The sequence below is a fragment of the Pseudarthrobacter sp. NPDC058362 genome, from assembly GCF_042723515.1.
Taxonomy (GTDB): domain Bacteria; phylum Actinomycetota; class Actinomycetes; order Actinomycetales; family Micrococcaceae; genus Arthrobacter.
This window is the reverse complement of record NZ_JBHXIW010000001.1, coordinates 823,611-845,366: the sequence shown is the minus strand read 5'-3', so window position 1 is coordinate 845,366 and position 21,756 is coordinate 823,611. Positions and strand designations below refer to the sequence as shown.

At 66.7% G+C, this 21,756-nt stretch carries 23 protein-coding genes; 13 read left to right on the top strand and 10 right to left on the bottom strand.

What is annotated here, in order from left to right; translation table 11 throughout:
- Positions 1–163: 163 nt before the first annotated feature.
- Together ACFWIX_RS04060 and ACFWIX_RS04055 are read left to right on the top strand one after the other, a co-directional pair.
- A complete protein-coding gene (locus tag ACFWIX_RS04060; RefSeq protein ID WP_377214803.1) occupies positions 164–1,858 on the top strand; it encodes a DEAD/DEAH box helicase in 1,695 nt (564 codons plus the stop codon).
- 8 nt (positions 1,859–1,866) lie between these two features.
- Positions 1,867–2,739, top strand: coding sequence for a DNA-methyltransferase (locus tag ACFWIX_RS04055; protein WP_377214802.1), 873 nt, complete (start codon positions 1,867–1,869; stop codon positions 2,737–2,739).
- 18 nt (positions 2,740–2,757) lie between these two features.
- On the opposite strand, the gene ACFWIX_RS04050 is transcribed toward ACFWIX_RS04055, so the two are convergent.
- Positions 2,758–3,606 (bottom strand): PHP domain-containing protein, encoded by an 849-nt coding sequence (locus ACFWIX_RS04050; protein WP_377214801.1) that lies wholly within the window; start codon positions 3,604–3,606, stop codon positions 2,758–2,760.
- 94 nt (positions 3,607–3,700) lie between these two features.
- Here ACFWIX_RS04050 and ACFWIX_RS04045 point away from each other — a divergent pair, with 94 nt between their 5' ends.
- Complete coding sequence (locus ACFWIX_RS04045) at positions 3,701–5,278, top strand: aminopeptidase P family protein (protein WP_377214800.1); 1,578 nt, start codon at positions 3,701–3,703, stop codon at positions 5,276–5,278.
- On the opposite strand, the gene ACFWIX_RS04040 is transcribed toward ACFWIX_RS04045, so the two are convergent.
- Positions 5,279–6,223 (bottom strand): general stress protein, encoded by a 945-nt coding sequence (locus ACFWIX_RS04040; RefSeq protein WP_377214799.1) that lies wholly within the window; start codon positions 6,221–6,223, stop codon positions 5,279–5,281.
- A 77-nt stretch (positions 6,224–6,300) separates the two neighbouring features.
- Between ACFWIX_RS04040 and ACFWIX_RS04035 the strand changes: the two genes are divergently transcribed.
- The 3 genes from ACFWIX_RS04035 to ACFWIX_RS04025 are packed head-to-tail and all read left to right on the top strand — an operon-like array spanning position 6,301 to position 9,472.
- Positions 6,301–7,584: a magnesium transporter MgtE N-terminal domain-containing protein gene (locus ACFWIX_RS04035; RefSeq protein WP_377214798.1), complete on the top strand. Its 1,284-nt coding sequence runs from the start codon at positions 6,301–6,303 to the stop codon at positions 7,582–7,584.
- Positions 7,568–8,266 (top strand): DUF1003 domain-containing protein, encoded by a 699-nt coding sequence (locus ACFWIX_RS04030; RefSeq protein WP_377214797.1) that lies wholly within the window; start codon positions 7,568–7,570, stop codon positions 8,264–8,266. The genes ACFWIX_RS04035 and ACFWIX_RS04030 overlap by 17 nt, the downstream gene beginning before the upstream one ends.
- Before the next feature lie 57 nt (positions 8,267–8,323).
- Entirely contained in the window at positions 8,324–9,472 is a 1,149-nt protein-coding gene (locus ACFWIX_RS04025; protein ID WP_377214796.1) for an Mrp/NBP35 family ATP-binding protein, read from the top strand.
- A gap of 13 nt (positions 9,473–9,485) precedes the next feature.
- Here ACFWIX_RS04025 and ACFWIX_RS04020 read toward each other — a convergent pair whose 3' ends face one another.
- Genes ACFWIX_RS04020 through sigE form a run of 3 tightly spaced genes read right to left on the bottom strand, consistent with a single transcriptional unit; the run spans position 9,486 to position 11,410 of the window.
- The gene (locus ACFWIX_RS04020) at positions 9,486–9,887 is read right to left on the bottom strand and encodes a Sec-independent protein translocase TatB (RefSeq protein WP_377214795.1); all 402 of its coding nucleotides are present in this window, start codon (positions 9,885–9,887) and stop codon (positions 9,486–9,488) included.
- A 10-nt stretch (positions 9,888–9,897) separates the two neighbouring features.
- Entirely contained in the window at positions 9,898–10,788 is an 891-nt protein-coding gene (locus tag ACFWIX_RS04015) for an anti-sigma factor (protein WP_377214794.1), read from the bottom strand.
- Positions 10,789–10,795: 7 nt separating this feature from the next.
- On the bottom strand, positions 10,796–11,410 hold the full coding sequence (gene sigE, locus ACFWIX_RS04010; protein WP_377214793.1) for an RNA polymerase sigma factor SigE: 615 nt from the start codon (positions 11,408–11,410) through the stop codon (positions 10,796–10,798).
- Positions 11,411–11,639: 229 nt separating this feature from the next.
- On the opposite strand from sigE, the gene ACFWIX_RS04005 reads away from it, so the two are divergent.
- Entirely contained in the window at positions 11,640–12,272 is a 633-nt protein-coding gene (locus ACFWIX_RS04005) for an O-methyltransferase (protein ID WP_377214792.1), read from the top strand.
- A gap of 55 nt (positions 12,273–12,327) precedes the next feature.
- On the opposite strand, the gene ACFWIX_RS04000 is transcribed toward ACFWIX_RS04005, so the two are convergent.
- From ACFWIX_RS04000 to ACFWIX_RS03985, 4 genes are all read right to left on the bottom strand, one after another.
- On the bottom strand, positions 12,328–12,495 hold the full coding sequence (locus ACFWIX_RS04000) for a DUF3117 domain-containing protein (RefSeq protein ID WP_009357720.1): 168 nt from the start codon (positions 12,493–12,495) through the stop codon (positions 12,328–12,330).
- Between the two features lie 244 nt (positions 12,496–12,739).
- Positions 12,740–13,954, bottom strand: coding sequence for a hypothetical protein (locus ACFWIX_RS03995; protein WP_377214929.1), 1,215 nt, complete (start codon positions 13,952–13,954; stop codon positions 12,740–12,742).
- Between the two features lie 62 nt (positions 13,955–14,016).
- Positions 14,017–14,367, bottom strand: coding sequence for a DivIVA domain-containing protein (locus tag ACFWIX_RS03990; protein ID WP_377214791.1), 351 nt, complete (start codon positions 14,365–14,367; stop codon positions 14,017–14,019).
- A 48-nt stretch (positions 14,368–14,415) separates the two neighbouring features.
- On the bottom strand, positions 14,416–15,198 hold the full coding sequence (locus ACFWIX_RS03985) for a TIGR00730 family Rossman fold protein (protein WP_377214790.1): 783 nt from the start codon (positions 15,196–15,198) through the stop codon (positions 14,416–14,418).
- Between the two features lie 103 nt (positions 15,199–15,301).
- Between ACFWIX_RS03985 and ACFWIX_RS03980 the strand changes: the two genes are divergently transcribed.
- From ACFWIX_RS03980 to ACFWIX_RS03965, 4 genes are all read left to right on the top strand, one after another.
- On the top strand, positions 15,302–16,057 hold the full coding sequence (locus ACFWIX_RS03980) for an amino acid ABC transporter ATP-binding protein (RefSeq protein WP_377214789.1): 756 nt from the start codon (positions 15,302–15,304) through the stop codon (positions 16,055–16,057).
- Between the two features lie 71 nt (positions 16,058–16,128).
- The gene (locus ACFWIX_RS03975) at positions 16,129–17,010 is read left to right on the top strand and encodes a glutamate ABC transporter substrate-binding protein (protein ID WP_377214788.1); all 882 of its coding nucleotides are present in this window, start codon (positions 16,129–16,131) and stop codon (positions 17,008–17,010) included.
- A gap of 86 nt (positions 17,011–17,096) precedes the next feature.
- Positions 17,097–17,747, top strand: coding sequence for an amino acid ABC transporter permease (locus tag ACFWIX_RS03970; protein WP_377214787.1), 651 nt, complete (start codon positions 17,097–17,099; stop codon positions 17,745–17,747).
- Positions 17,744–18,583: an amino acid ABC transporter permease gene (locus ACFWIX_RS03965; RefSeq protein ID WP_377214786.1), complete on the top strand. Its 840-nt coding sequence runs from the start codon at positions 17,744–17,746 to the stop codon at positions 18,581–18,583. Before ACFWIX_RS03970 ends, ACFWIX_RS03965 begins: the two co-directional genes overlap by 4 nt.
- Before the next feature lie 60 nt (positions 18,584–18,643).
- On the opposite strand, the gene dapE is transcribed toward ACFWIX_RS03965, so the two are convergent.
- Positions 18,644–19,795, bottom strand: a complete 1,152-nt coding sequence (gene dapE, locus ACFWIX_RS03960; protein ID WP_377214785.1) for a succinyl-diaminopimelate desuccinylase — start codon at positions 19,793–19,795, stop codon at positions 18,644–18,646.
- Between the two features lie 51 nt (positions 19,796–19,846).
- Between dapE and dapD the strand changes: the two genes are divergently transcribed.
- Together dapD and ACFWIX_RS03950 are read left to right on the top strand one after the other, a co-directional pair.
- Positions 19,847–20,875: a 2,3,4,5-tetrahydropyridine-2,6-dicarboxylate N-succinyltransferase gene (gene dapD / locus ACFWIX_RS03955; protein WP_377214784.1), complete on the top strand. Its 1,029-nt coding sequence runs from the start codon at positions 19,847–19,849 to the stop codon at positions 20,873–20,875.
- Between the two features lie 7 nt (positions 20,876–20,882).
- On the top strand, positions 20,883–21,734 hold the full coding sequence (locus ACFWIX_RS03950; RefSeq protein WP_377214783.1) for a hypothetical protein: 852 nt from the start codon (positions 20,883–20,885) through the stop codon (positions 21,732–21,734).
- Positions 21,735–21,756 lie beyond the last annotated feature (22 nt).

Here is a 21,756-nt window from a genome sequence, read left to right as displayed (position 1 = left end):
ACGCGATCTTGAGAAACACCCGCCGGTCCCCAGTGCCGGCATTAGATAGCCCGCGATCGGCTTCCACTGGAATTGCTTGTGCGCCTGAGCGTGCTCCGGCCCCGCCACCGGCGGAACCGTTGAGCAGGCAGCGCCATTGCCCAAATGAATAAGGAAACTCCACGTGAGTGAATTGCACACCCACCAGCTTTTGACGGACGAGTCCGGCACCGAAACCATCGAGCCGGAAGAGACCATCATCTCGGACGAGAAGCCGCACGAGATCGAGGAAAAGTCGTTCGCCGACTTCAACGTCCGCGAAGACATCGTCGCATCCCTGGCAGCAGCCGGGATCACCCACCCCTTCCCCATCCAGGCCATGACCCTGCCCGTGGCGCTCTCCGGCCACGACATCATCGGCCAGGCCAAGACCGGCACCGGTAAAACCCTCGGTTTTGGCATCCCAGCCCTGCAGCGCGTAGTTGGCCAGGACGATCCCGGCTACGACAAGCTGGCCGTCCCGGGCGCGCCCCAGGCCCTGGTCATCGTGCCCACGCGCGAACTTGCCGTCCAGGTGGCCAACGACTTGCAGACCGCCTCCAGCAAGCGCAATGCCCGCATCGCCACCATTTACGGTGGCCGCGCCTATGAGCCCCAAGTGGAAGCCCTGAAGAACGGCGTTGAGGTCGTGGTGGGCACGCCCGGCCGCCTGATCGACCTGTACCGGCAGAAGCACCTGAGCCTGAAGAACGTCCGGATTGTGGTCCTGGATGAGGCCGACGAAATGCTGGACCTCGGCTTCCTTCCCGACGTTGAGACCATCATCGCCGGCACCCCGGCTGTCCGCCAGACGCTCCTGTTCTCTGCCACGATGCCCGGCCCCGTCATCGCCATGGCCCGCCGCTACATGACGCAACCCACCCACATCCGTGCCGCCGACCCGGATGACGAGGGCCTGACCAAGCGCGACATCCGCCAGTTGATCTACCGTGCCCACAGCATGGACAAGATCGAGGTGGTGGCCCGTATCCTGCAGGCCAAGGGCCGCGGCCGGACCATCATCTTCACCAAGACCAAGCGCACCGCCGCCAAGGTGTCCGAAGAACTGGTTGACCGCGGGTTCGCCGCGGCTGCGATCCACGGCGACCTGGGCCAGGGTGCCCGCGAGCAGGCCCTGCGCGCCTTCCGTAACAACAAGGTGGACGTCCTGGTGGCCACCGACGTCGCCGCCCGCGGCATTGACGTTGAAGACGTCACCCACGTCATCAACTACCAGTGCGTGGAGGACGAAAAGATCTACCTGCACCGCGTGGGCCGCACCGGTCGCGCGGGCAACAAGGGAACAGCCGTCACGTTCGTGGACTGGGACGACGTTCCCCGCTGGGCGCTGATCAACAAGGCGCTCGGCCTGAACGTGCCCGAGCCGGTCGAAACCTACTCCTCCTCGCCGCACCTGTACACGGACCTGGACATCCCCGAGGGCACCAAGGGCAGGCTCCCCAGGGACAAGCGCACCCTGGCCGGCGTGGATGCAGAGGTCCTGGAAGACCTCGGCGAAACCGGCAAGAAGAACAGCCGCGGCGGCCGTGACTCGGGCTCCCGCGACTCCGGCGGATCCCGCGAACGTGAGCGTACCCGCGGTGGCCGTGGCCGCCCGGCCCGCAGCGGGGAGTCCCGCGGCTCCGAAGGGGCAGCCCGCTCCGGGGAGCGCCGCCGTCGTACATCCGATGCTGCAGAGGCCGGTGACAACGGTGCGCAGGCTCCCCGCTCCGAGGACGTCCAGCCGTCCCGCGCCCGCCGCACCCGGACGCGCACCCGCCGCCGCAACGGCGAAGTGGTGGCCGGCGACAAGGGTACGCAGCCTGGCACCGAGGGCTAACAGCGTCGATGACTGACGCTGTTTGGGCGCCGGACGGCGGCAGCCTGGTGGTGCACGCGGACAACGCGGACTACCTCCCCACGCTGCCGGACGGCGCCTTTACCCTGATTTACGTTGACCCGCCGTTCAACACCGGCCGGGTGCAGCGCCGCCAGGAAACCCGGATGGTGGCCAATGCCGGCGGCAGCGGGGACCGGGTCGGGTTCAAGGGCCGCTCGTACGACACCATCAAGGGCGCCCTGCACCGCTACGACGACGCGTTCAGCGACTACTGGTCGTTTCTGGAACCGCGGCTTGTTGAAGCCTGGCGCCTGCTGGCGGATGACGGCACGCTGTATCTGCACCTGGACTACCGCGAGGTTCACTACGCCAAGGTCATGCTGGACGCGATCTTCGGCCGCGAGTGCTTCCTGAATGAGATCATCTGGGCCTACGACTACGGCGCCCGCGCCAAGAACCGGTGGCCCACCAAGCACGACAACATCCTGGTGTACGTCAAGAATCCCGCCAAGTACCACTTCGACAGCGCAGAGGTGGACCGGGAACCGTACATGGCGCCCGGCCTGGTGACCCCCGCCAAGCGCGAACTGGGGAAGCTTCCCACGGACGTCTGGTGGCACACCATCGTCTCGCCCACCGGTAAGGAGAAAACCGGCTACCCCACGCAGAAGCCCGAAGGCCTCATCCGGCGGGTGGTGTCCGCGTCCAGCCGGCCCGGCGACTGGTGCCTGGACTTCTTCGCCGGTTCCGGGACCCTGGGTGCCGTGGCTGCCAAACTGGGCCGGAAGTTCGTGTGTGTCGACCAGAACCAGCCGGCCATCGACATCATGGCCAAGCGCCTCGGTGCGCACGCCACGGTGGCGTCCCTGCCGCCCAAGTAGGTAGCGCTAAGTGCGGGGTCAGGGGCGGACGACGGCGGTCCCGCTGCCGAGTTCTTCGATCCGCGCCAGTACCTCCCGGGCTGTGAGGTTCTCTCCCAGCAGATTGGGCTTGCCGGTTCCGTGGTAGTCCGAGGAGCCGGTGACCAGAAGGTCATGGCGGGCCGCGAGGCGTCGCAGGAAGTCCCGGCCCTCCTCGGGATTGTCCCGGTGGTCGATCTCCAGCCCGGCCAGGCCGGCGTCGATCATCTCCTGGTAGACGCGCTCCCCAACGATCCTCCCGCGGGAGGAGGCCACCGGATGGGCAAAGACGGGGACGCCGCCTGCAGCCCGCACGAGTTCGACGGCGGTGGCCGGGCCGGGTGCGTAGTGCTGGATGAAGTAGCGGGACCGGGAGGTCAGGATCGAGGCGAAGGCCTCCGAGCGGTCCTCCACCACACCCGCCGCCACGAGCGCATCCGCGATGTGCGGCCGGCCAAGGGTGGCCCCGGGGGCCACATGGTGGATCACGTCGTCCCAGGTCAGCGGGTAATCCTCCGCCAGCAGGGTGACCATTTTTTCGGCGCGGGTGTGCCGCGCGTCCTTGGCCTTGGTGATCTCCTCGAGCAGGCCCGGGTGCAGGGGATCGTGCAGGTAGCTCAGGAGGTGCACGCTGATGCCTTCCTCCGTGCGGCAGGAAACCTCCATGCCCGGCACCAGCGCCACGCCGGAGTCCTGCACCGCCGCGGCCGCCTCCGCCCAGCCGTCAGTGGAGTCGTGGTCCGTCAGCGCCACCACGTCCAGGCCGGCACGGGCAGCGGAGGCCATGACATCGGCGGGGTTCTCCGTGCCGTCGGAAACGTTGGAGTGGGCATGCAGGTCGATCCTCACCTGTCCAGACTAGTTGACCGGCGCCCCCGACCACCGCATGCTGCGTGCTCACCTGCTGTTCGCATCGCCGCGGAGCTGGTGAGACGATGGTGCCGTGAACCATGCCGAAAACACCCCCGCCCCTGCCGCCCAGCCCCTGGAAGAGCGCGTCAACAACCGCTCGCAGCGTCCCAGCTCCGATGCGTTCAAAGCATTCATGGCCAGCAACTGGGCGCCATCCAGCCGGGAGCTTCCCTCCCGCGACGCCGTGGCCGCGCACGCCGCGAACCGCCGCGCGGCCATCTCAGCACAGTTCAAGGGAGAACGCCTGGTCATCCCCGCCGGCCCGCTGAAGGTCCGTTCGAACGACTGCGACTACCGCTTCCGCCCGCACTCCGGATTCGCGCACCTCACCGGCCTGGGGCTGGACCATGAGCCTGACGCAGTCCTGATACTGGATCCTGTGGCTGAAGGAACGGGCGACGGCGGCGCGCACCACAGCGCGACCCTGTACTTCCGGCCCCTCGCCGGCAGGGACACAGAGCAGTTCTATGCCGATTCCCGGTCCGGCGAGTTCTGGATCGGCGCACGTCCCACGCTGGCAGAGTTTGAGGCCCGATTGGGCCTCAAGACGGCCCACATCGACCAGCTGGAAACGGCCATCACCAAGGACGTCGGCGCCCCGGAGATTGGCGGCACCTCCGTACGTCTGTTGCGCAAGGTGGACGAAAACATTGACGCCCTGGTGGACACTGCCCGCTACAACACCGCCAAGGACCCGGACAACCTGGACTTCGGCGTGTTCGACGCTTTGGACGAGAAGCTCAGCGAAGCCCTGTCCGAGCTGCGACTGGTCAAGGACGCCTGGGAAATCGAGCAGATGAAGCTCGCTGTTTCGGCCACCGTGGAAGGCTTCGAGGAAGTGGTGAAATCCCTGCCGCGGGCACTGACCCATGCCCGGGGCGAGCGCGTCGTCGAAGGCGCCTTCTTCGCCCGTGCCCGCGAGGTGGGCAACGAACTGGGCTATGACACCATCGCCGCATCAGGCAACAACGCCACGGTGCTGCACTGGACCCGCAACACCGGGCGGATCAACGCCGGTGAACTCCTGCTGCTCGATGCCGGAGTGGAAGTCGACTCGCTGTACACCGCCGACATCACCCGAACCATTCCCGCCAACGGCGTGTTCTCCGACATCCAGCGCAAGGTTTACGCCGCGGTGCTGGAGGCGGCCGACGCCGGATTCGCCGCCGCACAGCCGGGGGCCCGGTTCCGCGACATCCACACTGCAGCCACCACCGTCCTGGCGGAGCGCCTGGCCGAGTGGGGCCTGCTGCCTGTCAGCGTCGAGGAGGCGATCAGCCCCGAGGGACAGCAGCACCGCCGGTGGATGCCGCACGGAACCAGCCACCACCTCGGCCTGGACGTCCATGACTGTGCCCAGGCAAAACGGGAACTCTACCTCGACGGAATCCTGACGGAGGGCATGGTGTTCACCATCGAGCCTGGCCTGTATTTCAAGGAGGAGGACCTGGCCATCCCGGAGGAGTACCGCGGCATCGGCGTCCGGATCGAGGACGACATCCTCATGACGGCCACCGGCCCTGTGAACCTCAGCGCAGCGCTGCCGCGTGAGGCCCAGGATGTGGAGGACTGGATGGCCGGCATCTACCGCGAGGCCGAAGGCGCCTGACTAGGGGCGGGGCTCGTCGTCGGGTTTGATCGGCGCGGGCTCGTGCGCAGGCTGGTCGCTGCCCGCCTGGGCGGCTTCCGGGTTCTGCGGCAGCCGGATCCCGTACTGCGGACGCCCGTCCGGAAGATCCGGATACCTGACCGACCGCGCAGGCGCGGGAGGCTGCTGCTGCGCGCCGCCGTCGTACTGGGGCTGTGGCTGCTGCGGCGCAGAAGGTTCCTGCTGCTGGCGCTGGCCGTAAGGGTCGTTCCATCCCGAGGGCCGGGCCGGGCCTTGCTGGGGACCCTGCTGCGGCCCCTGCTGGTAGGGGCCGGGCTGCTGGTAGGGGCCGGGCTGCTGGTAGGGGCCGGGTTGCTGGCGCGGATCCTGCTCGCCGTACGGCTGGTGCTGCTGGTAAGGCTGGTTCTGGTAGGCGCCCTGCTGGGACGCGGCATCCGAGCGGTTCATGGGCAGCTGCTGCAGAAGGCGGCGGGCCTCGTGCGACGCCTCCGGGGAGACGATGACGTCGTAATTGGTGGCCACCACCTGGCTGGTCGAGGTGAAATCGCGCTTGCCGCGCTGCATGGCGTAGGTGACGATCCCAAACAACATGAAGAATGCAGCACCCATGAGCACCGAGGTCAGGATGGAGAAGTATCCCGGGGACGGGGCGAAGAACGACAGCAGGACGCCGACGAAGAGGCCGAACCACATGCCGCTCAAGGCACCGGACAGGGCAACGCGCGGGTAGCTCAGGCGCCCCGTAACGCGCTCCACCATCTTCAGTTCGTTGCCCACGATGGAGACCATGTGCACCGGAAACTGCTGGTCCGCCAGGTAGTCCACGGCCTTCTGGGCGTCAAGGTAGGAGTTGTAGGAACCCACCGTATCGCCGGTGGGCACCGCCCGGGCATCGTCCATGCCGCCGGGGCCACCGGCCTTGGGAGCACCAAAAATGTTTGCCATGCCTCCATTCTTGCCCATGCGGATGTGTGCTGCCTGTAAATTCAGCTAAAAGAGAGCAGACTCGGTAGCCTGTAGGGATGAGCACAACTCCCACGCGCGTCTTCGTGGCCCGGCTCCTGGGCCTGGACGTCTTCGACCCTCTGGGCGACCGGCTGGGCCGCCTCCGGGACGTGGTGGTGCTCTCCCGCGGAACCCGCGGCGCCCCGCACGTCGTAGGCATCGTCGTGGAGGTTCCCGGCAAGAAGCGCGTGTTCGTCCCCATGACCCGGATTACCTCCATCGACCAGACCCAGATCATCTGCACCGGTCTGGTCAATCTCCGCCGCTTTGAACAGCGCGGCGCGGAAACGCTGGTGGTCGCAGAGATGTTCGACCGCAGGGTGACCCTGCGGGACGGCAGCGGCGACGCCACCATCGAGGACATTGCCATGGACCAGCACCGTTCGCGTGACTGGTTCGTGAGCAAGCTGTTCGTCCGCCGCGGCCACTCCCTGTCTCCCCTGAGCCGGCTTCGCCGCAACGAGACCCTCATCATCGACTGGGCTGACGCCCTCCAGGGCCCGCGCACGGAACCGCAGGCCGCCACCCAGTTCGTGGCCAACCATGAGGACCTGAAGCCTGCCGACTTCGCCGAAGCGCTCCAGGAGATGAGCGACAAGCGCCGGTTCGAGGTAGCCAGCGAACTCCAGGACGAACGCCTGGCGGACGTTCTGCAGGAACTTCCCGAAGACGACCAGGTGGAGATCCTTTCCGCGCTGGACGTCCAGCGCGCCGCGGACGTCCTGGAGGAAATGGACCCGGACGACGCCGCAGACCTCCTGGGCGAGCTGCCGTCCGCGCAGGCCGAGGAACTGCTCCAGCTGATGGAGCCCGAGGGTGCCGAGGACGTCCGCCGCCTCCTGGAGTACGACGAGGACACCGCGGGCGGCCTCATGACCCCCGTGCCGGTGATCCTGCCGCCGGAGGCCACCGTGGCGGAGGCCCTGGCCCACGTCCGCCGCGAGGAACTGTCGCCGGCACTGGCCTCCTCGATCTTCATCGCGAGGCCCCCGCTGGAAACACCCACGGGCCGGTTCCTGGGCGTGGTACACATCCAGCAGCTGCTCCGCTTCCCGCCGTTCGAACCGCTGGGCAACCTGGTGGACAAGAACCTTGAGCCGCTCTCGGACCAGGCCCACATCAGCGAAGTGGCCCGCACCCTGGCCACCTACAACCTGAACTCGTTGCCCGTAGTGAACGACGCCGGCCGGCTGGTGGGGGCGGTGACTGTTGATGACGTCCTGGACCACCTCTTGCCGGATGACTGGCGCGCCCACGATGGCGAAGCCCCGATAAGAAAGCTCGGTGGCCGCATTGGCTGACAACAGCGCTCCCAAGAACCCGAACCAGCGGCCGCATTCCAAGGCTTCAGACAAGGGCAGCCTGGACACTCCCCTGGCGGGCCGGCAGCGGCTGCTGCCCAAGTTCTCCCCGGACCCCGACGCCTTCGGCCACGCCACCGAGGGCTTCGCCCGTTTTATGGGCACCCCGCAGTTCCTGGTCTACATGACGGTGTTCTGCATCTTCTGGCTGGCCTGGAACACCTGGGCGCCGCTGGAGTGGCAGTTCGACTCCCGGGATTTGGGTTTCACCCTGCTGACCCTCATGTTGTCCCTGCAGGCCTCCTACGCCGCGCCGCTGCTGCTGCTGGCCCAGAACCGGCAGGATGACCGCGACCGCGTCTCCCTCCAGCAGGACAGGCAGCGTGCCGAGCGAAACCTTTCGGACACTGAATACCTGACACGCGAGCTGGCCTCCCTGCGCATCGCCCTCCGTGAGGTGGCCACCCGCGACTACGTGCGGGCTGAGCTGCGTTCCCTGCTCGAAGACATGCTGGAGGCCCAGGAGGAGCTCCGGTCGCACGATCATTCCGGCCCGGGTTCCCACGAATCCCCGAAGGACAAGGTCAAGGAAAAGCTCAAGGAGCAGCGGGACCGGCAGCGCCAGCCCCGTACCCAGCAGATTCCGCGCATCAAACCCGGCCACTCCGCCCAAGACCGCTAACTCCCGCTGCGGCGCCGTTCGCCGCGTCCACATCCTGAAAGCCGAGTCCCCCACGCCATGAGCTCCCCCGTGGATCCCACTTCCGAGGCCCTCAACGAAGCTGTCCAGGCCGCGCTGGCCACCGTGATCGACCCCGAGCTCCGCAAGCCGATCACGGAACTCGGCATGGTGGACTCGGTCTCGGTTTCCGCCGACGGCCGCGTCTCCCTCGCCGTCCTGCTCACCATTGCCGGCTGCCCGCTCAAGGACACCATCACTGCGGATGCCGGCAAAGCCCTGTCCGCGGTACCGGGCGTGACCGCCGTCGACGTTGAACTCAAGGTAATGGACCAGGCCCAGCGGGACGCGCTCAAGGAGCAGCTCCGCGGGCCGGGCGGACAGCGCGGCATCCCCTTCAATGAAGCCGGGTCGCTGACCAAAGTCTTTGCCGTGGCCAGCGGAAAAGGCGGGGTGGGCAAGTCCTCGGTGACCGTGAACCTGGCCTGCGCACTTGCAGCGCAGGGACTCCGGGTGGGAATCGTGGATGCAGACGTCTACGGCTTTTCCGTGCCCGGCCTGATGGGCATCACCCAGGCTCCCACCCGGGTGGACGACATGATCCTGCCCCCGGTCGCCTACGGGGTCAAAGTCATCTCCATCGGCATGTTTGTCACGGGGAACCAGCCGGTTGCCTGGCGCGGGCCAATGCTGCACCGGGCCCTGGAGCAGTTCCTGACTGATGTCCATTTCGGGGATCTTGACGCGCTCTTCCTGGACCTGCCGCCGGGAACGGGAGACATAGCGATTTCCGTGGCCCAACTCCTGCCCAAGGCCGAGATCCTGGTGGTGACCACCCCGCAGGCTGCGGCTGCGGACGTTGCTGAGCGCGCGGGCGCCATCGCCACCCAGACGGGCCAGAAGATCGCCGGGGTGGTGGAGAACATGTCCTACCTGGAAATGCCCGACGGCGGCCGGATGGAATTGTTCGGAAGCGGCGGCGGCGCCGTGCTCGCCTCACGGCTGGCCGGGATGGTGGGCACCGACGTGCCGCTGCTGGGCCAGATTCCGCTGGACATCCAGTTGCGCGAAGGGGGCGACGCCGGTGTCCCGATTGTGCTGGGGCAGCCGGCAACTCCCGCCGCCGAGGCCCTGGCCGGGATTGCGGGCCAGCTCGCAGCCCGGCCGCGCGGGCTGGCGGGCATGCACCTGGGGGTCCAGCCGCGCTGACGCGCGGAACCGGTCAGGTGGCTTCGGTGTCGAAAGGTGCGGCTTCGCCTGCTGCCAGCCGCTGGACCACGCGTTCGGGCCGCATGGGCGCGGCTTCGGCGGCCGCCGCGCCAGAGGCAGCTGCCACCGCGGCAGGCGCTCCTGCGCTCACGGGCTTGGAATCGTCGTCGAGGAGTGCTTCCTTGATGATGCGGCGGGGATCGTACTGGCGCGGGTCGTACTTCTTCCAGTCGACGTCATCGATGTCGATGCCGACCTCATCCTTGATCTGTTCCCGCGCGCCGGAGGCCATCCGGCGGACTTCCTTGACCACGTTCGCCAGCTTCTGGGTATATTCGGGCAGCCGCTGGGGGCCGATCACCAGGATGCCGATGAGCAGCAGGAGGATGAACTCCGGGCCGTTGATTCCAAACACCCTAGGAAGATTACCCTCTCCGGGCTCCGGGCAGCGATTCGGCTCCCGGGAGGGAGCCGGCAGCCTGCGAACCGGATCCCAGCAGCGCGGAAACCTTGGCCAGCCCGCGCTGCAGCCGGCTGCCCAGGGAGTCTTCCCCTGGCCCGCCGGCGGACTCTTCAGGGGGTGCGCCGGCGTCGCCTGAAGCCCGCTCAGCCAGAAGTTCGAAGATTGGCAGGGCATCGTCCGCGCGGTCGGCCGGAAGGTCGGATTCGAAAGTGAACGTCCGGCCGTCCGCACGGTAGGTGGCGGTCCAGGGTGAGGAGTCCAGCACCCGCAGCTTTGCAGCCGTCAGGGCTCCGGGGACAGCGCCGCGCTGCTCGGTGATGGCGGCGTAATGCGAGCCGTCGCTCAGGTGCAGCTCCACCGCAGGGTAGCCGCCCACCATCACGGCCCGCGCGGACTCCACGTGAAAGCCCATGGCCTCGAGATCCGGGCAGGCCCAGCCGTGCGAGCGCAGCGTGGCCAATTCGGCGGCGCTGAGCATCCTCCCGTCGGCGGGCATTTGTGCAGAAGCGTGGGACAGCGCCGCATTCGCAGACGACGCCGCGGGCGGATCCCCTGCCAGCACGAGGGCACCCGCGGCCAGGAGGCCAGATGCCGCCACGGTGCCCCCGGCTGCCAGGGCCAGGGCGCGGATCACCGGACGCTGTGCGCGAGGGCGGTCCCAGGGCTCCGCGGCGAGTTCGTGGGTACGCTCCAGCAGGCGGGCGGTCAGGTCATGGCTGGCAGGCGGAATGCGCGCCTCGCGCAGCCGTTCGAGGTACTGGCGCTCACGGTGCAGGGCGGCAGCGCAATCGGCGCAGGACGCCAGGTGGCTGCTGGTGCGCTGGTGCCTGCCGAGGGGGAAACCGGGCTTCATACGCCGTTCAGAGGATGCCGGCGATGCGCGGCATCGAGAGCTTGCGGCGGGCCTGCTGCGGACGCGGATCGCGGTGCGCCAGCTTCTCCCGGAGCATGGTCCGGCCCCGGTGGATCCGCGAACGGACAGTACCGAGCTTCACGCCCAGGGCCTCCGCCACCTCGTCATAGGAGAGCCCTTCCAGATCGCACAGCACGACGGCGGCGCGGAAGTCCGGGGGGAGCTCCTCCAGCGCGGCCTGCACGTCGAGGTCCAGGTTGTTCAGTTCAAAGCTCAGCTCGGGTCCGGGTTCCCGGCCGGGAAGGCGCGACTCGGCGTCTTCAGCGAGGGCGTCGAAGCGGATGCGGGTCCGCCTCCGGGCCTGGTCCAGGAAGAGGTTGGTGGTGATGCGGTGCAACCAACCGTCCAGGGTTCCGGGCTTGAAATTCTCCAGGGAACGGAACACCCGGACGAAGACCTCCTGGGTGAGGTCCTCGGCGTCGTACTTGTTGCCGGTGAGCCGGTACGCGAGCCGGTAGACCTTCGCCGAGTGGTTGGTCACCACTTCTTCCCAAGTAGGACGGACCCACTCGGTTTCCTGTTGGTTTACTGCAGGGACAGGTGCCACAACTATTGATGACATCGTCCACTCCCCTCGTGGAATGCTTTCGCCCGGATACTGTTGACATCTCTTATTCGGCGCCGGCCACCGTTTGGATGAGCGGATGTTCATCATGTCAAACCTGGCTGGGAATTTCCTGACCGCGGAAGGCGCCGCGTCCCACCGGCACAGCCCGCCCTTCCGCGGGTGCCGGGCTGGAACCAGTAGGCTGTAGGAGACATTCCCCCTGCCGCCCAGAAAGCGAATTCCCATGAGCGCCGACAAGTCCACCAGCTGGTCCTTTGCAGAGAATCTGCCCGCTGAGGATGAGGTCATGCTGCGTGCCCGGGAGCGGTCCTACGAGCTGGGCGTCAACGCCGTCAGCCCCGGGGTGGGGGCGGTCCTTACCGTCCTGGCGGCGGCATCGAAGGCCCAGACCGCCGTCGAAATCGGCACCGGCGCCGGCGTTTCCGGCGTCTGCCTCCTGCGCGGCCTGGGCCCGCAGGCCGTCCTGACAACCATCGACGTTGACGTGGAGCACCTGAAGGCCGCCCGGGAAGCGTATGCGGAGGCCGGCAGCCCGGCTAACCGGACCCGAACCATTTCGGGCCGTGCCGGCGATGTACTCCCCCGGCTCACGGACGGCGCCTATGACCTGGTGTTCATCGATGCGGACAAGCCCGGTGTGCCCGGCTATGTGGAGCAGGCCATCCGCCTGCTGAAGCCCTCCGGCATGCTGGTCATCAACGACGCCCTGGACAAGGACCGGGTGGCCAACCCGGCGGGCCGCGAGCCGAACACCGTGGTGCTGCGCCAGGTAGGAAAGGCCATCCGCGACGACGAACGCCTGGCCTCTGCCATGCTACCCACCGGCGACGGACTGCTGGTAGCGGTCAAGAAGTAGCCCGGAAACAGGACAAGGTCCGCAGCCTGCTGGCCGCGGACCTTGTCCGGCATGATTATTCGGTAACGCCTACCAGGCATTCCTTCAGGTTCGCCGCCTCCGCAGCGTTAAGCTCGACCACGAGACGCCCGCCGCCTTCGAGCGGGACGCGCATGATCAGGCTGCGGCCCTCCTTGGTGACTTCCATTGGGCCGTCGCCGGTACGTGGTTTCATAGCCGCCATGAGGAATTCCCTCCAATTAGTCCCAGGACTGATCAGCCCGGGCGGGCTGTGTCCGCATGTCGATCATGCTTGCTCCGGGGACGTGGTTGCCACGTGCCGGGGCTGCGCGTACTCTGAATGCTTTTTGTCCTTGCTTGCTTATCATTATCCCGGAATTACCCGCCCGTAGCTAATCGATGGATATTTTCGCGAGCACCGTGCCGCAGCCTTGACAGGCACCGGCCAAGGCTCCATTGACCGGCCCTTATGGCGGATAGTCCCCACCGCCGGGCAGCTGCGCCCACGCCCAAAGCCACACGATCCAGACGGTCTGGAGCAGCACGAACATGAGGACCACCGTCCACCGGTATGCCTTGGACCTCGACACCAGTGCCGCTGCCAGTGCCAGCGGAAAGAGCGCCAGCAGCATGCGGAACGTGCTGGTCTGCGGGTGCAGGAACACCAGCAGGTAGCCCATGTAGCATGCGCACCAGAGCCGGAGTTCGACGCCGAGCCGCACCACCGGGGGCAGGAACAGCGCGGAGCCGAACATCGCAGCGAACACGAACGGCGCGGCCAGTCCCAACACAGGGCCAAAAAGGTCGACGCCGGTGTCAAACCAGGGTTTGAACGGCACCAGGTCGTGCCCGCGCCACACGGTTTCGGTCTTGGTGTACGCGGCCGGGTCGCCGGTGGCAAGCCAGGCGATGGCGGGCCAGGCCAGCGCGGACAGGCCAGCGACGGCGGTGAGAACCGCGAGGGCCGCCAGGTCGCGGAGGGTCCGGGGCGCGCCATCGCCGCCGCGCCGCCGTCGGACGTACGCAATGGCGCGGGCGGCCAAGAGCAGCCCCAGCATGGCGGCAAAAGGAACGCCGACCGGCCGGGACAGGCAGAGCAGCACCACCACCGGCACCGCCCACAGGTACTGTCCTCGGAGAACCAGAAGCAGGGATCCGGCGAGCAGCAGCATCGAGAGCGGCTCCGCGTAGGGAACCTGGAGCACGGCGGAAACCGGGAACGTTGCGAAGAACGCCACGCCCCACAGCGCCGCACCGTGCCGGGCCCGCTGCCGGAAGAGCGCGTAGACCGCCAGGGCAGCTCCCCAGCCGGCCAGCATGGCAACCAGGGTGAGGGAAGAAGCCGTGGCGAGGCCGGTCAGCCGGCTTAGCCCGCCGGCGAGGACGGGAAACAGCGGGTAGAAGGCCCACGCGTTTTCCTGGACGTTGCCGGCCTCATCCGTGGGAAGGACGGTGGGGTAACCGTTGCTGACCACTTCGCCGTACCAGCGGGCATCCCAGATATTGATGAAATTCCAGTAGTCCGGCCCGGCTGGAAACCAGGGGCTGTTTCCCTGCTGGAGCGCCGCGGCCATGAAAATGCAGGCCGAGACCAGCCTCGCGGCCACGTAGATGACCGAGACCTGGAACCACCAGGGCCAGCCCTGCGCTGCCTGCGCCGCCCGCCGGGCGAAGTCCCGCACCGGGGCCGCAAATACGGGCTGCCGTTCCGTGTCCGTGTCCGTGGCGTCCTGTTCCACTGCGCTCACGCGGAATCCTGGCTTGCCGGGAGCCGGTCGCGCAGTTCAACGATTTCGGCTTCCCTGGCGGCAAGCTGGTTCCGCAGCTCATCCAGCACCTGGTCCACCTGGTCCATGCGGTAGCCGCGCAGGCCCACCGAGAACCGGATCCGGTCTACGTCCTCCGCGGCGGCATGGGCCGGAAGCAGCACCGGGGGAAGGTTGGCAGGCGGCTGGGGCAGGCCGCCGTCCAGCAGGACGGGCAGGGGCCGGTCGGCAGCACGGGAGGAATCGACTCCGACCGACCGGCGGCCCAAACCTGCCCACAGGGCGGCGCCCACCAGCGCAATGGCCAGGAAAACCAGAAAGAAGCTCACGGCTCCATGGTGCCAGATAGGGCTCCGGATCCCGCGCCCGCCTAAACCTTATTCCGGGCGCTGCTCGCCGTTAGGGGACGGAGCGACGGCCGAATGCAGAACGCGGTCCACGGCCTCTGCAGGATCGTCAACGAGCTGGATCAGGTCCAGGTCCTTCTCGGAAACCATGCCCTCGGCCACCAGGGTTCCCCGGATCCACTCGATCATCGGCCCCCAGAACTCGACGCCAAGGAGCACGATCGGGAAGGACGTGACCTTCCGGGTTTGCACGAGGACCATGGCCTCGAACAACTCATCCAGCGTCCCCAGCCCGCCGGGGAGGACGATGAAGCCCTGCGCGTACTTCACGAACATGGTCTTACGGGCGAAGAAGTACCGGAAATTGATGCCCAGGTCCACCCACTGGTTCAGGCCCTGTTCGAAGGGGAGCTCGATGCCGAGCCCGACAGACACCCCATTGCCCTCCACGGCGCCCCGGTTCGCTGCCTCCATGGATCCCGGGCCGCCGCCGGTGATGATGGCGACGCCGGCTTCTGCCAGCTTCCGCCCGACCTCCACGCCCATTTCGTAGTAGACGCTGCCCGGTTTGGTCCTGGCCGAGCCGAAGACGCTGACCGCCTTGCCGACGTCCGCGAGCGCGCCAAAGCCTTCGACGAATTCGCTTTGGATCCGGAGGACACGCCACGGATCGGTATGCACGAACTGTCCAGGGCCTTTGGTATCGAGGAGATGCTGGTCCGACATTTCCACCGCGGCCTGCTTGCGCCGGAGCTCCAGGGGGCCCTTGCGCCGCGGTTGGGAATTCCTGGTCGGATCTGCATTGATGCTCATTCCCCTAGGCTAGCCTCCCCTGGCAGGTATCTCTTGAATCACGATCACCGGCGAGATGGGGTGATAGCCGTCATAAATGGCGAATGTTCGCTAGATTCGTCTTATGACTACTCATGTGCCCGGCGATTCCCTCGTCTCCCTGAACGCCGTAAACAAGCATTACGGCCAGCTGCACGTTTTGAAGGACATCAATCTTCAGGTCCGCAAGGGTGAAGTTGTTGTGGTCATCGGGCCCTCGGGATCCGGTAAGTCCACGCTTTGCCGCGCGATCAACCGTCTGGAGACCATCGAGGGCGGAACCATCAGCATCGATGGGAAGGTGCTCCCGGAGGAAGGCAAGGAACTCGCACAGCTCCGTGCCGACGTCGGAATGGTCTTCCAGTCCTTCAACCTGTTCGCGCACAAGACCATCCTGGAAAACGTCACCCTCGGCCCCATCAAGGTCAAAGGCGTGTCCAAGGCCGAGGCGGAGAAGGACGCCATGGCCCTGCTTGAACGGGTGGGTGTGGGCCACCAGGCCCCCAAGCTCCCGGCCCAGCTCTCCGGCGGCCAGCAGCAGCGCGTCGCTATTGCCCGCGCATTGGCCATGAAGCCGAAGGTGATGCTCTTCGACGAGCCCACCTCTGCCCTTGACCCGGAGATGATCAACGAAGTCCTTGACGTGATGGTCCAGCTCGCCAAGGAAGGCATGACCATGATCGTGGTCACCCACGAGATGGGCTTCGCCCGCAAGGCCGCGGACCGTGTCGTTTTCATGGCAGACGGCCAGATCGTTGAGGATGACACCCCGGAAGAGTTCTTCACCAACCCGAAGAGCGACAGGGCCAAGGACTTTCTCTCCAAGCTCCTTACCCACTGATCCACCCACGAACAACCACACTCCAGTTCGCATCCGGCCGTGACCCACGGCCACCAATGAAAGGAATGTCAATGAAGGCATTTATGACCCGGCGCAAGTCGTTCTTCGTCGCAGCCACCGCTGCACTCGCCCTGTCCCTGAGCGCCTGTGGGGGCGGTGACTCCGGCAGCGACCCCAAGGTTGAGGACAAGCCGAGCTTCGCAGCGGGCACCACCATGGAGAAGCTTTCTTCCGCCGGCACCATCAAGATCGGCACCAAGTTCGACCAGCCCCTGTTCGGCCAGGTTGGCCTGGACAACAAGCCCGTTGGTTTCGACGTTGAAATCGGCAAGCTGATCGCAGCCAAGCTGGGCATCCCCGCAGACAAGATCGAATGGTCCGAAACCGTCTCCGCCAACCGCGAACCGTTCATCGAACAGGGCAAGGTTGATCTGGTCATCGCCACCTACACCATCAACGACAAGCGCAAGAAGGTTGTCAGCTTCGCCGGCCCGTACTACGAAGCCGGCCAGGCCCTGATGGTCAACAAGGACAATGACTCCATCAAGAAGCCCGAGGACGTCAAGGGCAAGAAGGTCTGCTCGGTCACCGGTTCCACCCCGGCCGCCACGATCGTGGAAAAGTACGGTGCAGTGCTGGTTCCGGCTGCCACCTACTCCGCCTGCCTCGAGCCGCTGCGCAACAAGCAGGTTGAAGCCATCACCACCGACAACGTGATCCTCGCCGGTTTCGTTGACAAGGAGCCCGATGCCTTCAAGCTCGCTTCCGACGAGACCTTCACCAAGGAGCCTTACGGCATCGGCCTGAAGAAGGACGACACCGAGTTCCGTAACTGGATCAACGACCAGCTCGAAGCGTTCGAAGAGGACGGCTCGTACAAGAAGGCCTGGGAGGACACTGCGGGCGCCGTCATCAAGACCGCCCCTGAACTGCCCGAGCTTGACCGTTACTAAGTCACCCGGGTGTTGCCGGGGCCGGTCCACCGGCCCCGGCAACTTTCCGTCTCCACACCCGTCCACTCCCAGAGCCGAAGGATCCTATGGACGTCATTCTTGAAAACCTGCCCCTGTATTGGGAAGGTTTTCTCCGCACACTCTTCCTCTCCGCCGTCTCCGGCGTCATCGCCCTGGTCCTCGGCACCCTGCTCGCAGCGGCCAGGGTTTCCCCTGTAGCGGCGCTTCGGGGATTCAGCATGATCTACGTGGAGGTTCTGCGGAACACCCCGTTGACCATTGCCTTCTTCTTTGCTGCGATCGTCCTCCCCAGGCTCGGGGTCAAGTTTGAGCAGTTCGAAGTTGCCGCGATCATCGCACTGAGCACATACACGGCAGCCTTCATAGCCGAAGCCGTGCGTTCCGGCGTCAACAGCGTTCCTGTGGGACAGGCCGAGGCCGCCCGCAGCATCGGCATGAAATTCGGCCAGGTGCTGTCCCTGATCATCCTGCCGCAGGCGCTGCGGACGGTGATCCCGCCGTTGATCAACATCCTGATCGCGCTGGTGAAGAACTCCTCCGTCGCCGGCGCGTTCTTCGTCCTTGAACTGTTCGGCTACGGCCGCCAGCTGGCCAACGCCAACGGCGACGCCGTTATCGCGGTGCTCCTGGGCACGGCCTTCTTCTATCTGCTCCTCACCGTTCCGCTCGGCATCCTGGCCAGCACGGTGGAACGAAAGGTGGCGATCGCCCGATGAGCTCCGTCCTTTACGACGTTCCGGGTCCCAAGGCCCGCCGAATTTCCCTGATCGGATCCATTGTTGGTTCGGTGCTGATCCTGGGCCTGCTCGCCTGGATCGTTATGACCCTCGCCCAGCAGGGCATTTTCGAGGGCCGCCGGTGGCAGATCTTCACGCGTGGCGACGTGTGGACCCTGCTGGCCAACGGCCTGGGCGCGACGCTCAGTGCCGCGGCGCTGGCCGCGGTCATCGCCTTCCCCCTGGGACTGGCGCTGACGCTGCTGCGAATTTCCGATTCAGCGTTCCTCCGGGTACCCACCAGGATCGTGCTGGAATTCCTGCGCGGCATGCCTGTGGTCCTGATGATGCTGTTCGTCCTTCTGGGCTTCGGCACGTCGCCGTTCATCGCCGTCGTCACCGGCCTGGTGCTGTACAACTCTGCAGTGTTCTCCGAGATCATCCGCGCGGGCATCCAGTCGCTGCCCAAGGGCCAGCGTGAAGCGGGCCTGGCCATCGGCCTGACCAGCTTCAAGTCGCGCATGCTGATCGAACTTCCGCAGGCGATCCGGCGCATGATGCCCTCGCTCGTGGCGCAGCTGGTAGTGCTCCTCAAGGACACCTCGCTGGGCTACATCGTGGCCTACGGCGAACTGCTCCGCGCAGTCCAGGTCATGGCGGACTTCCTGGGCACGCAGTTCCTGTTCCCGGTGTTCTTCGTGGCAGCAGCGATCTACATCGCCATCAACATCGGCGTCTCGCGGCTGGCAGTGTGGATCGAGCGGCGCGGCTCCAAGAAGGCCGCGGGCGGTACGGCTCCGGCCGAGCCTGAGGCCATCGAGGCCGCAGCGCCCTAGCGGTTGCATGGAAAAGGTCCGGAACTCCCTCGGGGTTCCGGACCTTTGCGTTTCGACAGGCTACGCTGCGAGCCACTTCCGGAGCGCTGCCAGGCAGGCCCGGATGGCCTCGGCGTGGACGTGTTCGTTGTCCTTGTGCGCCAGGAGCGCATCGCCGGGCCCGAAGTTCACTGCCGGGACGCCCAGTTCGCTGAAGCGCGCGACGTCGGTCCAGCCGTATTTGGGCTTCGGCTCGGCTCCGACTGCAGCAACAAAGGACGCGGCAGCGGGGTGGTTCAGGCCCGGCCGCGCCCCGGCAGCAGCATCAGTGCGCACCACGTCGAACCCGGCCAGCAGCTCGCGGACGTGCGCTTCCGCCTGGTCCGGTGTCTTATCCGGGGCGAACCGGTAGTTGATCTCCACCACGCAGCGGTCCGGGATGACGTTCCCCGCCGTGCCGCCGTTGATCTTGACGGCGTTCAGGCTCTCCCGGTAGTCCAGGCCGTCCACGGTGATGGTCCGCGGCTGGTATTCCGCCAGCCGGGCCAGGATGGGTGCTGCGGCATGGATGGCGTTGCTGCCCATCCATGCGCGGGCCGAGTGAGCGGATTCCCCTATCGTGGTGGCATGGAACCGGCTGGTGCCGTTGCAGCCGCCCTCCACTGTTCCATCCGTTGGCTCCAGCAAAATGGCGAAGTCGCCCTTCAACAGGTCGCCGTGGTTGCGGACCAAGCGTCCCAGGCCGCTCTTCACGGCTTCAACTTCCTCGTGGTCGTAGAACACAAAGGTGACGTCCCGCCCAGGCTGGGCGCCGCCGTCGAACATTGTTGCAGCCAGCGCCAGCTGGACAGCCACGCCGCCCTTCATGTCCGTGGCGCCGCGGCCGTAGAGAATTCCTTCGCCCGGCACTCCCGATTCCCAGGTCGACGGGACCGTCCCGCGGGATCCCGGCACCAGCGGCAGGGGGACAGTATCCAGGTGGCCGGCCAGAATGACCCGTTCGGGCAGGCCCAGTTCAGTGCGCGCCACGATGGCGTCGCCGTCCCGGACCACCGAGAGCTGCGGAATAGCCAACAGGGCAGCCTCCACGGCGTCCGCAATGCGGCCCTCGTTGCCGGAGACGCTTTCGATGTCCATCAGGGCGGCCGTCAGCAGCGAAACATCCTGACGAAGGTCCAGGGCGGGGGGACCGGAAAGGGCGGGGACGGGCTCGGGCACAGTTTCGGCAGTCACGAAGCCAGTCTAGTTCGAACGGCGCCCCGGGCCCTCGATAGACTGGAGCACATGACTGAGACCGCTTCCTCCGCCGTGCCCGAAACCTCGAACTCCCCCGCCGCTGACCGCTCCGCCTATGGCTTCGGTATTGCCACCGTCGCCACGGCTGCCGGCGAGGCCACCGTGCTGGACGTATGGTTCCCCGCGCCCGCCCTTGGCGTGGCCGCCGGCAACCTGCGCGAGGTGGAAAACGCCGACGAGGCCCTGACGCAGGTCGCCGAAAACGGCGCCGACGCAGACCGCGGCACCGAGCAGAAGGTAGTTTTTGTCCAGATCAACCTGGACGAGGCACCCGCCGATACCGCTGACGCCTACCTCCGGCTCCACCTGCTTTCGCACCGCCTGGTCCGCCCCAACACCATCAACCTGGACGGCATCTTCGGCAAGCTCCCCAACGTCGTGTGGACCAACTTCGGCCCCGCAGCGGTGGACGGGTTCGAGCTGACGCGCGCCCGGCTGCGCCGGCGCGGACCGGTCACCGTCTACGGCGTGGACAAGTTCCCGCGCATGGTGGACTACGTGGTTCCCTCCGGCGTGCGCATTGCCGACGCCGACCGGGTGCGCCTGGGCGCGCACCTCGCCGAAGGCACCACCGTGATGCACGAAGGCTTCGTCAACTTCAACGCCGGCACCCTGGGCACCTCCATGGTCGAGGGCCGCATCTCTGCCGGTGTGGTGACCGGGGACGGCAGCGACGTCGGCGGTGGCGCCTCCATCATGGGTACCCTGTCCGGCGGCGGCAAGGAAAAGATCACCATCGGCGAGCGCGTCCTGCTGGGCGCCAACTCCGGCGTCGGCATCAGCATCGGCGACGATTCAGTAGTTGAAGCCGGGCTTTACGTCACCGCCGGCACCCGGGTCCGTGTTCCTGGCCCGAAGGACGAGGTGGGCGAGGATACCACCAAGATCGTCAAGGCCGCAGAACTCTCCGGCGTTCCCAACCTGCTGTTCCGCCGCAATTCCACCACGGGCGCCGTTGAAGCGCTCCCCCGCCAGGGACAGACCGTGGAACTGAACGACGCGCTACACGCCAACTGATTCGCCGGTGGCACGAAGACGCGGCCTGCGCCGCCTGGCGGTCCTGGTCCTGGCGCTTGCCCTGGTGGCGGGGGGAGTCTATGGGGCCGTGTTCTTCCTGCAGCGTTCCGAAACCCTTGTTTCGGAACGCTGCACCGCTGTTGTTGGCGACGTTTCCGGGGAACTCGCCCCTGACCAGGCCGCGAACGCTGCCCTGATCACGGCCGTGGCCGTCCGGCGCGGCCTGCCGCCGCGGGCGGCGACCATTGCGCTGGCTACGGCCATGCAGGAATCCAAGCTGCGGAACATCGGACACGGCGACCACGCCGGGCCGGACTCGCGTGGCCTCTTCCAGCAGCGGCCTTCACAGGGCTGGGGCACCGAGGAACAGGTCATGGACCCCTACTATGCCGCCAATGCCTTCTATGATGCGCTGCTGGCCATTCCGGATTACGAATCCCTGGACATCACCGAAGCCGCGCAACGGGTGCAGCGCTCCGCCCATCCCCTGGCATATGCCCAGCACGAGAGCATGGGCCGTTCCTTCGCGTCGGGCCTCACGGGCCAGGCCCCCGGGGCGGTACAGTGCACGCTCCGGTCCGGAAACGGAAGCGGGGACGCGGCAGCCATGGCCGCGAGCCTGAAGGAGGCGTACGGCGGGCTCCCCTCGGCCGTTGACGGGGATGCCGTCCTGGTGGAAACGTCCGGCAGTCAGGCGTGGTCAGTGGCCCAGTGGGCCGTGGCAAACGCCAGGGCCCTGGACGTGGTCCGGGTGGAAGTGGCCGGACGCAGCTGGGACCGCGCAGCCCGAAATGGGTGGCAGGATGCCAGCGGCCCGGACGCCGGAGTGCGGATCGTGATGGCGCCCGCGGAGGATTGAGCGGCCCCGCAGCCGTAGCCGC

What these genes read in the sequence shown, in the direction of transcription:
- dapD (WP_377214784.1), top strand. Translation starts at nt 19,847, where the DNA reads ATGACTGAGACCGCTTCCTCCGCCGTGCCCGAAACCTCGAACTCCCCC.
- ACFWIX_RS04035 (WP_377214798.1), top strand. Translation starts at nt 6,301, where the DNA reads ATGAGCACAACTCCCACGCGCGTCTTCGTGGCCCGGCTCCTGGGCCTG.
- ACFWIX_RS04025 (WP_377214796.1), top strand. Translation starts at nt 8,324, where the DNA reads ATGAGCTCCCCCGTGGATCCCACTTCCGAGGCCCTCAACGAAGCTGTC.
- ACFWIX_RS03985 (WP_377214790.1), bottom strand. Translation starts at nt 15,198, where the DNA reads ATGAGCATCAATGCAGATCCGACCAGGAATTCCCAACCGCGGCGCAAG.
- sigE (WP_377214793.1), bottom strand. Translation starts at nt 11,410, where the DNA reads ATGTCATCAATAGTTGTGGCACCTGTCCCTGCAGTAAACCAACAGGAA.
- ACFWIX_RS04015 (WP_377214794.1), bottom strand. Translation starts at nt 10,788, where the DNA reads ATGAAGCCCGGTTTCCCCCTCGGCAGGCACCAGCGCACCAGCAGCCAC.
- ACFWIX_RS03975 (WP_377214788.1), top strand. Translation starts at nt 16,129, where the DNA reads ATGAAGGCATTTATGACCCGGCGCAAGTCGTTCTTCGTCGCAGCCACC.
- ACFWIX_RS03965 (WP_377214786.1), top strand. Translation starts at nt 17,744, where the DNA reads ATGAGCTCCGTCCTTTACGACGTTCCGGGTCCCAAGGCCCGCCGAATT.
- ACFWIX_RS04005 (WP_377214792.1), top strand. Translation starts at nt 11,640, where the DNA reads ATGAGCGCCGACAAGTCCACCAGCTGGTCCTTTGCAGAGAATCTGCCC.
- ACFWIX_RS03980 (WP_377214789.1), top strand. Translation starts at nt 15,302, where the DNA reads ATGACTACTCATGTGCCCGGCGATTCCCTCGTCTCCCTGAACGCCGTA.
- ACFWIX_RS03970 (WP_377214787.1), top strand. Translation starts at nt 17,097, where the DNA reads ATGGACGTCATTCTTGAAAACCTGCCCCTGTATTGGGAAGGTTTTCTC.
- ACFWIX_RS04040 (WP_377214799.1), bottom strand. Translation starts at nt 6,223, where the DNA reads ATGGCAAACATTTTTGGTGCTCCCAAGGCCGGTGGCCCCGGCGGCATG.
- ACFWIX_RS04000 (WP_009357720.1), bottom strand. Translation starts at nt 12,495, where the DNA reads ATGGCGGCTATGAAACCACGTACCGGCGACGGCCCAATGGAAGTCACC.
- ACFWIX_RS04055 (WP_377214802.1), top strand. Translation starts at nt 1,867, where the DNA reads ATGACTGACGCTGTTTGGGCGCCGGACGGCGGCAGCCTGGTGGTGCAC.